A 13,230-nucleotide genomic window follows, 5' to 3' on the forward strand; every position below is an offset into this window, starting at 1 on the left:
GTCAGACCTCCTCGACCAATTCGCGCAAAGCCTCGGCCACGCGGGCCGGACCGGGGAAATAGCTCCACTCATGGACATGGGGATAGGGCGTGTCCCAGCCAGCGACCCGGCGCACCGGCGCTTCGAGCTGGAAGAAGCACTCCGCCTGCACCTGCGCCGCAAGCTCGGCGCCAAAGCCCGAGGTCAGCGTCGCCTCATGCAGCACCAGACAGCGCCCGGTTTTCTTGACCGAGGCGGTGATCGTCTCGAGATCCAGAGGCATCAACGAGCGCAGATCAATCACCTCGGCGTCGATGCCGCTTTCCTCGGCAGCGGCCAAAGCGACATGGACCATCGTGCCATAGGTGAGCACGGTCGCCGCCTTGCCGAAGCGGCGAATGACCGCGCGGCCAAGCGGCACCTGATAGGCACCCTCGGGCACCTCGGCCAGATCATGGCCCTTCCACGAGGCGACGGGCCGGTCGTGATGGCCGTCAAACGGGCCGTTATAAAGCCGCTTCGGCTCGAAAAAGATCACCGGATCGGGATCGGCAATCGCCGCCAGCAACAGCCCCTTGGCGTCATAGGGGTTCGAGGGAACGACGGTTTTCAGCCCCGTGACATGGGTGAACAAAGCCTCGGGAGACTGGCTATGCGTCTGCCCGCCGAAAATCCCCCCACCCGAGGGCATGCGGATCACCATCGGACAGGTGAACTCTCCGGCGGTGCGATAGCGGATGCGCGCGGCCTCAGAGACGATCTGGTCGTAACCCGGATAGACGTAATCGGCGAACTGGATCTCGACCACGGGACGCAGGCCGTAAACCGCCATCCCGATCCCCGCGCCGACAATGCCGCTTTCATTGATCGGCGCGTCGAAACAGCGGGTCTTGCCATATTTGCGCTGCAGCCCCGCCGTCACCCGGAAAACGCCGCCGAAATAGCCGACATCCTCGCCAAAGACGACGACGCGCTCGTCCGCCCCCATAGCAACGTCCAAAGCGTCGCGAATGGCCTCGATCATGGACATGTTGGGCATGGCTCAGAACCCCGCTTCGTGACGCTGGCGCAAAAGATGCGGCGGCATCTCGGCATAGACATCCTCGAACATGTCGCGCGGGCTGGGGTGATGGCCTTGATGGAGCGTGCCGATCGCCTCCGCCTCTTTCTGGGTCTGCGTGACCTCGGCCATGATCTGCGCCTCGGCCTGGGCATGACGATCCTCGGACCAGATCCCGCGCCCGATCAGGTAATTCTTGAAGCGCAGGATCGGATCGCCCAAAGGCCAGGCCGCGCTTTCTTCGGCCGGGCGGTAGGCCGAGGGATCGTCCGAGGTCGAATGCCCGCCCGCGCGATAGGTCACATATTCGATCAGGGTCGGGCCAAGATTGCGCCGCGCCCGCTCGGCCGCCCAGCGCGCGACCGCGCAAACCGCCAGATAATCATTGCCGTCCACGCGCAAAGCCGGAATGCCAAAGCCAAGCCCGCGCGCGGCAAAGGTCCCGGCACCGCCCCGGGCAATCCCCTGAAAGGTCGAGATCGCCCATTGATTGTTCACGATATTCAGGATCACCGGCGCCTTATAGGTCGAGGCAAAGACCAGAGCCGCGTGAAAATCGCTCTCCGCCGTCGAGCCGTCCCCGATCCAGGCCGCCGAGATCTTGCGATCACGCGAAATCGCCGAGGCCATCGCCCAGCCCACCGCCTGAATATATTGGGTCGCCAGATTGCCCGAGATCGAGAAGAACCCGAATTCCTTGGTCGAATAGAGCACCGGCATCTGGCGCCCCTTCAGCGGATCTTTCTCGTTCGAATAAACCTGATTCATCATCGTCGACAAAGGATAGCCCGCCGCGATCAAAAGCCCGGCCTGCCGGTAGGTCGGGAAATTCATGTCGCCTTGACGCAGCGCCAAAGGAAAGGCGCAGGAAATTGCCTCTTCGCCCAGATGCTGCATGTAAAACGAGGTCTTTTGCTGGCGCTGCGCCATCAGCATCCGGGCATCATAGGCGCGCAGCGTCATCATATCGCGCAGCCCTTTGAGCAGCTCCTCATCCTCCAGCGCCAAACCCTCGGCCCAGGGCCCGACCGCCTGACCGTCGCGGTTCAAGACGCGGATGATGGTGAAAGCGAGATCGCGGATTTCCTCCGGATCAACCTCGACCGGCGGGCGGCGCACCGAGCCCGCCTTCGGGATCTGGACCTTGGAGAAATCCGGCTGCCCGCCCGGGCGCACCTCGGGCTCGGGCACATTCAGACCGAGCGGCGGAAACTCCTCTTGCCTCGTCTCTCCCATTCGACCTCTCCTCCCTGCCGCGCCCAAGCCCGACATGCCGGCGAACCGACGCGCCAAACCGGGCCTCCCAACCCCTCAAGACAGAACGAACATCCGTCAGAAGCCGTTCCCCGCGCCCCCTCCCACCGGGGCGCTTAGACAGATCCTGCCGCAGTTTTCGCAGAATTTTCTTTCTATCTTCTGAAATTTTGCTCAATCTCAGAAAGATTGTTCCAGCTTTCTTCATCAAACAAATACCCAATGCCGACCGAAGCCAAAAAGCTCGATGCCATTGACCGTCGGATCCTGCGCGCTTTGCGCCGGGACGGAAGGTTGACGAATGCGCAGCTTGCCGAAGAAATCGGCCTCTCGCCCTCGCCGTGTTGGCAGCGCACGCGCAGGCTGGAAACCTTGGGCATCATCCGCGGCTATACGGCGGTGCTCGATCAGGAAAAACTCGGCGCGGCGGAAACCGTGATCGTCGACATCATGCTGGAACGCCATGATGAAACCGTGCTCGCCAATGTCGGGCGCGCATTGGCCGAGATGCCCGAGGTGCTCGAAATCTACCTTACCACCGGCGAATATGATTACTTCGTCAAAGTCGCCGTCGATGGCACCCGCGGCTATGAGGAGTTTCTGCGCAACAAGCTTTCGCGGGTGCCGGGCATCCGGCAGACGCGGTCAAGCTTCACCTTGCGCTGCCTCAAGGAAAGCGGGCTGAGCATTCCCGAATAGGGCGCCAACCAGCCCCAACCCGGGTTCAGTCCAAAAGCAAGGCCCGGCGGAAATCGGCGTCGCTCAGCAGCACTTCCTTGGTCTCGTGTCGCGTCGCATCGCCAATCGCGCGTGCGGTCAGTCGCTGCGCGAAGTCGACCGCCTCGGGCAGGCTTTTTCCGCGCCCGAGCCCCGAGATCACCAGCCCGGCGAAGAGATCGCCCGTCCCTGATTTCGCCACCGGCAGCTTCTCGCAGGGGTGGCGGCTGATCGCCCCGCCCGAGACCAGAAGGCTCTCGATCTGACCTTCGGGGGTTTCTTCAAGCACGCAGCCCGTGCAGATGATCTGCGCCTGCGGCGACAGCCCCAGCCGCGCGCCGATCCCCTCGAGATCGGCCAGCCGCGTGACGGCAGTCCCACCCAGATAGCCGAGCTCGAATTGATTGGGCGTCGCCAGATCGGCCATCGGCATCAGCCGGTCACGAAAGATCGCAGCAATCGCTTCGGGCACATAAAGCCCCGGCCCGGTATCGCCCATCACCGGATCGCACAGATAGGTCAGGTCGGGATTGCGCGCCTTGGCGCGGGCGATGAAATCCGCCGCCAGCCCCGCCACCTCGGCCGAGCCGAAATAGCCGGTCACGATGAAATCGGCGGCCTCCATCAGCCCGCGCTCTTCGATGCCCAAAAGCAGATCGGCGAAAAGCTCGGGCGGCAGCGAGCGGCCCCGGATGGTCGGATGGTTCGGCGTGTTCGACAAAAGCACGGTCGGCACCGGCGCGACCTCGAGCCCAACCGCCTGCATCGGAAAGACGGCGGCGGAATTGCCGACATGGCCAAAAACCACCTGGCTCTGGATCGAGATCACCAGTTTCGCGTGCTTCATCCCATCCTCTCAGACCTGTCCGCCGCTTCGGGCGCTGTGCCGCATTAAGACAGGCCCGCCGCCGGGCGCAACGTCAATCGCCCAAGGCCGGGCGGCGCGCGCGCAAGCGGCGCAGAAAGGCGCCACGATCAAAGCTTTCTTGCGACGTGGCTGAGGATGGTGCCGCGAAAATCGCGCGGTCGAGCGTGGCCAGCGCTGCCTCATCGACCCCGCGACCGAAGGCGCGCTCATGCGCCGCGTAATCCCGCGCCACCTGCCGCAGCGCCATCAGATCGGCGCCCTCTGCCGCCCGGCGCAGGCCCTGCCGGTGCGGGTTGGGCAGCGCACCACGCAACCGCGCCCAAGCCCGTCGCGGCCCGGCAAAGCCCTGCCCCGGGATCAGCACCACCAGCGCCAGCACCAGCCCGGCCAGACCGATGCCACCCGCGCTCCAGAAAAACCGTTCCGAAGGCCGCGCCGCCCCGGCGAGATTGCCCGCCGTCCCCCCCAGCCCGATCTCGATCGGCAAAGTGAAGGCACCGCGCAATTCGCGGATCAGCGGGTTATAGAAAAAGATCTGGATCGGGGTGAGCTCGCCGGTCTCGCCGGTCTTGGGGCGCATCGTCCATTCCCAGACCACCACCGCGACCGGGCCCTCGGCGGTCAGGCGGGTCTCGCGGATCTCGGGGGCGGCGAAGCTGATCAGCCAAGGCTCGTGCAGATCGGGGCGCGGCGGCAGGAAATGCGCCATGGTGCCCTGCGCGATCACGGTGATGCGGCGGGTAAAGGATTGCTCGGGACCGAGCTTCGAGGGATCAGCCGAGAATTCATCCTTGACCTCAACCTCGCGCGCAACCAAGGGCCGCCCCGCGCCGGGATAGGCCATGACCGGCACCGAGACCCCCGCCGCCGTCACCGGCTCTTCCTGCCATTGCCCGGTTTCGGATTTCGTCAAAAGATGCGTCACCGGCCCGATTGCCAGCGTGCCCGCCTGACGGGGAAAGACCGCGAGATGGCGCTCGAAGGTGCGAAACGGCTTGCCCTCGATCATCTCATCGGCCCATTTGTCCCGCGCAACCTGAATCCAGTCGTAAGCCTCGGAATCCGGGAAGATCATCTTTTCCAGCGCGATCCGCCCGGTATATTCGCCCCGCACCGTGACCGGGATCATCTCGCCCACCACCGGACGCAGCCCCTCGGGCACGATCAGCCGCAGGCTGTCCGCCGCCGCAGGGAGCGCCATCATCCCCGGCAAAGCCATCGCAAGCAGGAACAGCAAAGCGCGGATCACCATGGTTCGGCCTCCCGCGGGCGCACCAGCCCCTGTTCGGCGCGGCGCTCATATTCGGCGCGCAGCCGCAGCTTCAGAAACTCGCCGGGATCGTCGGGCAGGGTCGCGAGCCAGTCGTCACTTGCGACAATGCCCTTGGCGTCAATCGGGCGCTGGGTTTCGGGGTCTTGAATGCCGGGCGTGCTTTGTGCGGTCTTGTCGCCCTCGCCCAAGCCGCCCGCGCCTTGAATGCGCCCGGGCGCGATGCTCACGCCCTGATCGGGGGGATACATGGTCGCGACCAGCTCGCGGTTGCGGCGGGCATCGGCATCCGCCGGATTGACGAAAAGCACGGCATCGAAATAGGCGACCGACAGCGGATATTGTCCGGTCGCGGCAAGGCTGAGGCCGCGATTATAGGTCTGGCTGCGCCCGGCCTTGGCGAAAGCGGCATCGGCCCCGGCGTAATCGCCCGCGCGGTAGAGCGCCACGCCCTTCGCGACCGGATCAGCCAAAAGCGGCGCGGCAAGGCCGGGCGCACCACCCAGCAGCAACAGCCGCCCGATCGCCCCCGGCCCCGCCAGAGCCAAAGCGCCAAGCGCCAGAAGGACCAGCGCGAGCCGCCTCATGCCTGCCTCCGAAACAGCGGCACCAGCCCGCAGAGCGCGAGCAGCCCGAACCACGGCCCAAGATCGCGGTAGCGCAGCGCGACCAGCGCCGGATCATCGCCAAGCCCCGAGCGCGCCAAGGCCCGCACCACCGGGCCGGGCTGGGCAAAGGGCGCGACCGGGCCATTGGCGATCTCGCGCAGCCCGGCCAGATCGGCGGGCGGATCTCCGGTCACCGTCAAGGCCGAGATGCGCACCCCCGCGCCGGTCAGCCGCGCGGCCTCGGCGCGGGCGGCGGGATCGACGCCGCCGCCATCGCTGATCAGCACCAGATCGGCGCGCGCGACCCCGGCCAGCAACTGCCCGGCCAAGGCGATCGCCGCCGCCGGGCGCGTGCCCTCATCGGGCATGGTCGCCTCGTCCAGAACCGCGATCTGGGTTTCCAGCGTCGTCGGATCATCGGTAGGGGCGGCGACCGCATAGGCCTCGCCCGCGTAAAGGATCAGCCCGACCGGACGGCCCGCAAGCTCGGACAGAAGCCCGGCGGCTGCGGCCTGCGCATCGGCGAGCGCGGGGCTGCGCGCGACCGAGGGCGACATGTCGATGGCGAGGATCACCGCATCATTCTGGGCAAAGACCGGCGCATCCTTGCGCGGGATCGCGGGGCCCGCGAGGCCTAGCACCAGCGCCGCGGCACCGCCAAGCGGCAGATAGCGCATCCAACCCGAGCCGGTCACGATCTGGCCAAGCGCCGCCATCGCCGCGAGCATCGGCGCGGGCATCACCGCTTGCCAGCCGCCCGCCTCGGGGCCGCGCCGCCACAGGGCGAGCGCCAGCGCCGCAAGCCCCAGCAGGGCCAAAAGCCACCATGGCCGCAAAAGCATCATCGCCGCCTCCAGCCCAAAAGCGCGATCAAAGCCAGCGCGGCTGCGCCCGGCCAAATCCAAAGCGACTGCCAATAGCGCAGCGGCGGGCGGTCGGTCGGATTGGGCTCGAGCTTGTCGAGGCTGGCCGCCATCGCCTCGAGATCGCTCATCCCGCGCACGCGAAAGGCGGTGCCACCGCTTTTCTCGGCGACCTCGCGCAGCGTCTTGGTATCGACCGCGTCGCGGGATTTCGGCTGGTTTTCAAGATCCTCCGGGCCAAGCGCGATCGTGTGGATGCGGATGCCATGCTGCGCGGCGAGCGCGGCCGCATCGCTCGCCTGCACCTTGCCCGAGGTATCGACCCCATCCGACAGGAGCACCACGACCCGTGTCGGCGCCTCGCTGGCGGCAAGTCGCTTCATCGCAAGGCCAAGCCCGTCCGAAATCGCGGTGGCGCGACCGGAAATCCCAACCTGCGCTTCGTCGATGGCGCGCGCGACTGCGCCGACATCGAAGGTCAGGCTTTGCGCGAAATAGGCGCGGTCGCCAAAGATCACCAGCCCGATCCGGTCGCCCTTGCGCGCCGCGACAAAGCGCGCCGCCACCCGCTTGACCGCATCGAGCCGCGAGATCGGCTCGCCGTCGAGGCTGAAATCCTTCTTGAGCATCGAGCCCGACAGATCGAGCGCCAGCACGATGTCGCGGCCCGAGGCGGGCAGCAGCGCGCTGACCCGGCTGACCTGCGGCCCGGCCAGCGCCACGACCAGAAGCACCCAGGCCAGCGCCGCCAGCAACGGCCCGCGCGCCGCGCCTTTTTCCGGGACCACGCCCGCGAACAGCGCCTCGTGCACGCGCAGACCGCCACGCACCGTCGCGGGCGGCAGCAGGCGCAGCAGCAAGGGCAGCGGCAAGAGCAGGAAGGCCAGCGGCAGGGCAAAGCTCATTCGCGGTCCCTCGCAAGCCGCTCGATCTGGGCGTCGGGCGGGACCGGCGCCGCGCCATAGGCTGCCGGGCGCAGGCTTTTCGGCAAGCGGCCCAGAATGCGGGCGATTGCCAGAAGCCGCTCTTCGCCCTCAAGCCCGCGCGTGGCCCGGATCTGCGCCCGCCGCGAGGGCCGCCGCGCGAGCAGAGGCGAGATCAGCGCATGGATCGCCAGCCCGGCCAGCAGGCCCAGACCGAAAAGCGCCAAAGCCTCGCCGCGGTCGAGACCGAGCAAAGCAGGCGGCAGGCGGCTTGGCGCGAGGGCGGCGATCAGCTCATCCGGTGTCATCGGCCAGGACCAGTTGCGGGATTGTGCCAAGGCCGCGCAGATGGCTCAGAAGCGGCTGCGGATCATAGTCGCGCAACCGCCCGTGCCGGCTGCTTTTGCCATCGGTGACCGAAAGCGCCAGAGGCGGCGGCGCGATCTCGGCGGGGTCGAGGATGAGATGGACCTGCACCTTCCGCCCGCGCGCCAGCCGCGAAAGCGCGCCATCGCTGCCCGCAAGCCCCTCGGGCCCGGTCGCGAGATGGACCTGTCCGCCCGAAGGCACAAGACGTATGGCCTCGATCAGCGCGGGCGCCAGCGCCGCCGGGCGGGCGCGGCGCATCAGCGCGGCGTCATGGCTTTGCGCCAGCGCGGTCGCCACCGCCGTCATCTGCGGCGCGCCGGTCCCCGCGCCCAGCACCAGAGGCCCGTCGTCACCCAAAGCCAGCAGTGCGACAGAGCCGCCGCGCGTCACCGCTTGCCAGCCCAACTGCGCCAGCCAGCGCGCCGCGCGCACCGAGCGCAGGGCCGTGCCCGTGCCCCACAGCATCGCATGGCGGAAATCGGCGATGAGCAAGGTGCTGTCGTCGCGGTCTTCGTGAAAGCTGCGGACGTGAAGCTGCCCGGTGCGCGCGGTTGCCGCCGGGTCGATGCGGCGCAGGTCATCGCCTTCGGCAAAGGCGCGGATCTCGCGCAGATCCATGCCCTGCCCCGCCACCCGCGCGGCAAGCGCACCGGGGCGACGGCTGGCCGGGCGCTGCCGGCTAGTCTGAGGCGGAGGACGGCGCGCGATCAGCTCGGCTGTGGTCAGGCGCAGGCCGGGATGATCCAGCGCGGCAGCTACCACGGACGCACCTCGCGCAGGACCTCGGCGACGAGGCTGCGCGCGGTGCGGCCCTCGCTGACCGCCTGCCAGTTCGGGATCAGACGATGGGCGAGCGCATCCTCGGCGAGCTCTTCGACATCCTCGGGCAGCGCGTGATCGCGGCCATGCAGCCAGGCCCGCGCCCGCGCCGCCGAGGCCAGCGACAGCGTCCCGCGCGGCGACACCGGATGCTCGACCCAATCGGCGACAACGCCTCCGGCGCGCGTCGCCATCACCAGCCGCACGATGAAATCCTTGAGCGCCGGGGCAAGATGCACCGCCGCCACCGCATGGCGCGCGGCGTGAAGATCGGCCTCGGCAATCACCGCGCCGCCGGTCGTGGGCGGGGCCAACGCCTCGGCCTCAACCAGATCAAGGATCGCGCGCTCCGACGTGGCATCCGGCAGTTCAAGGAAAAGATGCAGCAAAAAGCGGTCCATCTGCGCCTCGGGCAGCGGAAAGGTGCCCTCATGCTCGATCGGGTTCTGGGTCGCGACCACCATGAAAGGATCGGGCAAGGGCCGCGTCACGCCGCCGGTCGTGACCTGATGTTCTGCCATGGCCTCGAGCAGCGCCGACTGGACCTTCGGCGGCGCGCGGTTGATCTCATCGACCAGCACCAGCGAATGGAAAAGCGGGCCGGGCACGAAATCGAATGCGCCACTGTCGGCGCGAAAGACCTGCGTCCCGGTCAGATCCGAGGGCAGCAGATCGGGCGTGCATTGGATGCGCGCATGTTTGCCCGGCAGATGGGCGGCAAGGCGCTTGACCGCCCGCGTCTTGGCGATGCCCGGCGGGCCTTCGAGCAGCACATGCCCCCCCGCGAGAAGCGCAATCACCAGCCGCTCGGCCATACGCTGATGGCCAACCAACCCCGCCGCGACATCGCGCGTCAGCCGCTGAACGGCATGGTCCTCGATCCTGTCATGATGTGTCATCCGCGTCCCCCCGAGTTCAGTTTCACGGCCTGCCGGGCAGAGAACCTAATGAAAAAGCGGGGTTATCAGACTTATGTCGCAGGATATTTATCCTAGACGCGGCGTTTGCGTGCTTTCATCCTTCAAGCCCACGCCGGTCACGCCGATCTTTTGCGCGGTCTCGATCAGCCAGAGCAACCGATCCGCCGCCTGATCGTAAGAAAGCCCGCCGTGGTCGTGGATGTTCGAGACGCAATTGCGCGCGGAATCACGCAGCCCCACGCGCGGGGACAGCGTAAGATAAGCGCCAAGGCTGTCGGCGACGGTCAGGCCGGGCCGCTCTCCGATCAGCATCAAGACCATGCTCGCGCCAAGCGCCGCGCCGATCTCGTCGCCCAAAGCCACGCGCGCGCCTTGCGCCAGGACGACTGGCACCGTCGACAATTCGGGCAGCCGCGCGCGAAGTGCATGGATCAGCGGCGCGGCATGGCGATCGACCGCCTGCGCCGAAAGCCCATCGCCCACGATCACCACCAGCGGGCAATCGAGCCGGGGCAGATCGGCGCCCTCGGCCAGCCTCCGGCCCAGATCGGGGCGGCGCAGATATTCGGCGCGATCGGTCGCACGGCTGGCCACGCGCAGGCTGGTCAGCGGCGCGAGATCCGTCGCGATCGCCTCCCAATTGGCGGCGCTGAAGATCGCGTCGCGCGCGCCCGCGTGATCTTCCTGAAAGCGCAGGAGATCGCCCATCGGCGTCGGGCTCGCGCTCGCGTCCAGCCGCACGCGGGCGGGGGTCAGACGGCTTAGGTCCTGAAACCGCAGCCCGCCGCTCATGCCGACAACCCCAGACGGCGCGCCAGATCGGCGGGATCGGGCAGCGCGCGCGTGCCGGGGCGCGCCAGACCGAAGGCATCAAGCCAAGTCTCGAACTCCGGTGCGGCCTTCTTGCCCGAGATCTCGCGCAGATAGGCGAGATCCTCGAAGGCGAGGCTTTGATAGCCCAGCATGACATCATCCGCGCCCGGGACGGTGATCAGGAAGTTCACCCCCGCCTCGACCAAAAGCGTGGACAGCACATCCATATCGTCCTGATCGGCCTGCACATGGTTGGTGTAGCAGACATCCACCCCCATCGGCAGGCCCAGCAGCTTGCCGCAGAAATGATCCTCGAGCCCGGCGCGGATGATCTGCTTGCCGTCATAAAGATATTCCGGCCCGATGAAGCCCACGACCGTATTGACCAGCAGCGGATCAAAGGCGCGGGCGACGGCATAGGCGCGCACCTCCAGCGTTTGCTGATCGACGCCGTGATGGGCATCGGCGGAGAGCGCCGAGCCCTGCCCGGTCTCGAAATACATCACATTCTGGCCGATCGAGCCGCGCGCGGCAGCAAGGCCCGCCTCATGCGCCTCGCCGAGCATCGACAGCGAGACGCCAAAGCCCTCATTCGCGGCCTCGGTTCCGGCGACGGATTGAAAGATCAGATCGACCGGCGCGCCCTGTTCGAGCAGCGCCATCGAATTCGTCACATGGGTCAGCACGCAATTCTGGGTCGGAATCTCAAATTTCGCGCGCAGATCGTCCAGAGCCAGCAAAAGCTCGCGGCAATTGGCAAGATTGTCCGAGGCCGGATTGATGCCGATCACCGCATCGCCCGCGCCATGCAAAAGCCCGTCAAGGATCGCCACCGCAATGCCCTTGAGATCATCGGCGGGATGGTTCGGTTGCAACCGCGTGGCAAGTCGCCCCATCAGCCCGATGCGGTTGCGAAAGGCGGTCACGACCTCGGCCTTTTTCGCGACCCGGATCAGATCCTGATTGCGCATCAGCTTCGAGACCGCCGCGACCATTTCCGGCGTCAGCCCCGGCGCGGCGGCGGCCATGGTCGTGGCCTGCGCCGCAGGCGAGAGCAGCCAGTCGCGCAGATCGCCGACCGTCATGGCGCGGAAGGGCGCGAAGGCCGTGGCATCGTGGCGATCAAGGATCAGCCGCGTGACGTCGTCGGTCTCATAGGGGATCAGCGCCTCGTTCAGAAAGGTCGTCAGCGGCAGATCGGCCAGCACCCGCCGCGCCGCGACCCGTTCGAGCGCACTGTCAGCGGCCAGCCCCGCCAGCTGATCGCCCGAGCGTTCCGAGGTGGCCGCAGCCATCACATGGGCCAGATTGCGGAAGCGGAACCGCTGCCCTTTCGCCGTGGCAAGATATTCGGGCAAGGGCCTCTCCTTCGATCAGATCCCGGCGATGATCCAGCGGAACGCAAGCGGCGTCCAGCCCCTCATGCCGCAGTGCCGCATGACGCCCGCGGCCAAGGCAGCGCCCCTAACGCGCCCAGCCTTTCGCCGCCTCTTGCGCCAGCCGCGTGAAGTTGCGCACCTTGATCGAGCGATGCAGATCGACATGGGTCACCAGCCAGATCTTGGTCGCCCATTCGGGAATGTCCTGATCGGGGAACAGCTCGACCATGCCCTCGGGCGCGGTCGCCGGATGCAAAAAGCCAATGCCAAGCCCGGTAAAGACCGCAAAATAAGCGGAATAGCTTTGCGAGGTCCGCAGCGTGATCCGGTCCTCTGGCACGCGCTCGAGCAGCCAGCGATGGAAGGGGGCGCGAACCTCGCCAAGCTCGGAGATCACGAAGCGATGCTGGGCCAGATCCGCGAGCGTCTCGGGGCGGCCATGCTGGCGGATGTAGGATTGCGAGGCGTAAAGACCGAGCCGGTAATCCAGCAGCGGCGTCACCACATTGTCGGGATGGTCGGGCTCTGCCCCGGCGCGAAAGGCGACATGAGCCTCGCCGTAAGCCAGATGAAAGGTGCGCACATCGGCATGATAGAGCACCTGCACTGCGGTGTGCTCGGCCTGATAATCCTTGATGATCGGCAAAACCAGCTGATCCATGATCGGGATCGCCGTCACGATCAGCTGGCCCGTCACCTCCTCGCGCGAGCTCTCGATGCGGTCGAGCATCTGCGACAGCTGGTCGATCACCATATTCGAGGTGCGCAACAGCTCTTCGCCCGCCTCGGTCGGGGTATAGCCGCGGGCATGGCGCTGGAAGAGCTTGGTCTTCAGCGCATCCTCAAGCGCGTCGATATGGCGGATCGCGGTCGAGTGATGCATCCCCAAAGCCTCGGCCGCCGCACTGACCCGACCCAGCCGCGCGACCTGCGCCGCCGTCCTGATTTCCGTCCAAAGGTTCAGGCGCATTGGTTCACCTCAGTTTCGCACAGTCACTGTGTTTTTGCGCAAGTTTAACGAACAAATCCAGAGCACATATTGGTCTCACAGAAACCAAGACGGGACGTGCTCCCGTTCATCCGGAGAAAGACCATGATCACCAAATCCATCCTTGCCGCTGTTGCCGCCCTTGTCGCCGTTCCGGCTTTTGCCGCTGACACGAACCCCGGCAAAGCCATGATGGCCCAGCTTCTGAACGTTGATAACTCGGCCTATACGCTGAGCGAGCTTGGCCGGATCAGCGCAGAAAAAGGCAACGTGAACCAGCAAGAGCGTGCCCGTTTCATCACCGAGCAAAAAGCCCAAGGCACGATGCGCGCCGTCGCAGATGACAGCTCGACCAACTACTTCGGCCTTGCCCATGTCGAGCATATCGGTCGCGATTGAT

The 13,230-nt window shown here is 66.5% G+C and carries 15 protein-coding genes; 2 read left to right on the forward strand and 13 right to left on the reverse strand.

The genetic code is table 11. The features are described from left to right. Position 1: 1 nt before the first annotated feature. Both JCM7686_RS16855 and JCM7686_RS16860 read right to left on the reverse strand, forming a co-directional pair. Positions 2 to 1,018, reverse strand: a complete 1,017-nt coding sequence (locus tag JCM7686_RS16855) for an alpha-ketoacid dehydrogenase subunit beta (protein ID WP_020952004.1) — start codon at positions 1,016 to 1,018, stop codon at positions 2 to 4. 3 nt (positions 1,019 to 1,021) lie between these two features. Then, a complete protein-coding gene (locus JCM7686_RS16860; protein WP_020952005.1) occupies positions 1,022 to 2,275 on the reverse strand; it encodes a 3-methyl-2-oxobutanoate dehydrogenase (2-methylpropanoyl-transferring) subunit alpha in 1,254 nt (417 codons plus the stop codon). A 240-nt stretch (positions 2,276 to 2,515) separates the two neighbouring features. Here JCM7686_RS16860 and JCM7686_RS16865 point away from each other — a divergent pair, with 240 nt between their 5' ends. Beyond that, positions 2,516 to 2,992 carry an Lrp/AsnC family transcriptional regulator gene (locus tag JCM7686_RS16865; protein ID WP_020952006.1) on the forward strand — a complete coding sequence of 159 codons (477 nt, stop codon included), beginning with the start codon at positions 2,516 to 2,518 and terminating at the stop codon, positions 2,990 to 2,992. Between the two features lie 25 nt (positions 2,993 to 3,017). Here JCM7686_RS16865 and pdxY read toward each other — a convergent pair whose 3' ends face one another. The 11 genes from pdxY to JCM7686_RS16920 all read right to left on the reverse strand — a co-directional run bounded on the left by pdxY (position 3,018) and on the right by JCM7686_RS16920 (position 12,812). Next, positions 3,018 to 3,857 (reverse strand): pyridoxal kinase, encoded by an 840-nt coding sequence (pdxY, locus tag JCM7686_RS16870; protein WP_020952007.1) that lies wholly within the window; start codon positions 3,855 to 3,857, stop codon positions 3,018 to 3,020. Between the two features lie 73 nt (positions 3,858 to 3,930). Beyond that, on the reverse strand, positions 3,931 to 5,130 hold the full coding sequence (locus JCM7686_RS16875; protein ID WP_020952008.1) for a BatD family protein: 1,200 nt from the start codon (positions 5,128 to 5,130) through the stop codon (positions 3,931 to 3,933). After that, positions 5,124 to 5,735, reverse strand: coding sequence for a hypothetical protein (locus JCM7686_RS16880; RefSeq protein WP_020952009.1), 612 nt, complete (start codon positions 5,733 to 5,735; stop codon positions 5,124 to 5,126). Before JCM7686_RS16880 ends, JCM7686_RS16875 begins: the two co-directional genes overlap by 7 nt. Next, complete coding sequence (locus JCM7686_RS16885; protein WP_020952010.1) at positions 5,732 to 6,601, reverse strand: vWA domain-containing protein; 870 nt, start codon at positions 6,599 to 6,601, stop codon at positions 5,732 to 5,734. The genes JCM7686_RS16880 and JCM7686_RS16885 overlap by 4 nt, the downstream gene beginning before the upstream one ends. Beyond that, positions 6,598 to 7,524 carry a VWA domain-containing protein gene (locus JCM7686_RS16890; protein WP_020952011.1) on the reverse strand — a complete coding sequence of 309 codons (927 nt, stop codon included), beginning with the start codon at positions 7,522 to 7,524 and terminating at the stop codon, positions 6,598 to 6,600. The genes JCM7686_RS16885 and JCM7686_RS16890 overlap by 4 nt, the downstream gene beginning before the upstream one ends. Next, entirely contained in the window at positions 7,521 to 7,850 is a 330-nt protein-coding gene (locus JCM7686_RS16895) for a hypothetical protein (RefSeq protein WP_020952012.1), read from the reverse strand. The genes JCM7686_RS16890 and JCM7686_RS16895 overlap by 4 nt, the downstream gene beginning before the upstream one ends. Continuing rightward, a complete protein-coding gene (locus tag JCM7686_RS16900) occupies positions 7,837 to 8,673 on the reverse strand; it encodes a DUF58 domain-containing protein (protein ID WP_020952013.1) in 837 nt (278 codons plus the stop codon). The genes JCM7686_RS16895 and JCM7686_RS16900 overlap by 14 nt, the downstream gene beginning before the upstream one ends. Further along, positions 8,667 to 9,629: an AAA family ATPase gene (locus JCM7686_RS16905; RefSeq protein ID WP_020952014.1), complete on the reverse strand. Its 963-nt coding sequence runs from the start codon at positions 9,627 to 9,629 to the stop codon at positions 8,667 to 8,669. The genes JCM7686_RS16900 and JCM7686_RS16905 overlap by 7 nt, the downstream gene beginning before the upstream one ends. 87 nt (positions 9,630 to 9,716) lie before the next feature. After that, positions 9,717 to 10,442: an ethanolamine ammonia-lyase subunit EutC gene (gene eutC / locus JCM7686_RS16910; RefSeq protein WP_020952015.1), complete on the reverse strand. Its 726-nt coding sequence runs from the start codon at positions 10,440 to 10,442 to the stop codon at positions 9,717 to 9,719. Next, positions 10,439 to 11,821, reverse strand: coding sequence for an ethanolamine ammonia-lyase subunit EutB (locus JCM7686_RS16915; RefSeq protein ID WP_020952016.1), 1,383 nt, complete (start codon positions 11,819 to 11,821; stop codon positions 10,439 to 10,441). The genes eutC and JCM7686_RS16915 overlap by 4 nt, the downstream gene beginning before the upstream one ends. Before the next feature lie 106 nt (positions 11,822 to 11,927). Further along, complete coding sequence (locus JCM7686_RS16920) at positions 11,928 to 12,812, reverse strand: LysR family transcriptional regulator (protein WP_020952017.1); 885 nt, start codon at positions 12,810 to 12,812, stop codon at positions 11,928 to 11,930. A 123-nt stretch (positions 12,813 to 12,935) separates the two neighbouring features. Here JCM7686_RS16920 and JCM7686_RS16925 point away from each other — a divergent pair, with 123 nt between their 5' ends. Then, positions 12,936 to 13,229: a hypothetical protein gene (locus tag JCM7686_RS16925; RefSeq protein ID WP_020952018.1), complete on the forward strand. Its 294-nt coding sequence runs from the start codon at positions 12,936 to 12,938 to the stop codon at positions 13,227 to 13,229. Position 13,230: the final 1 nt, after the last annotated feature.

This window comes from Paracoccus aminophilus JCM 7686 (assembly GCF_000444995.1).
Taxonomy (GTDB): domain Bacteria; phylum Pseudomonadota; class Alphaproteobacteria; order Rhodobacterales; family Rhodobacteraceae; genus Paracoccus; species Paracoccus aminophilus.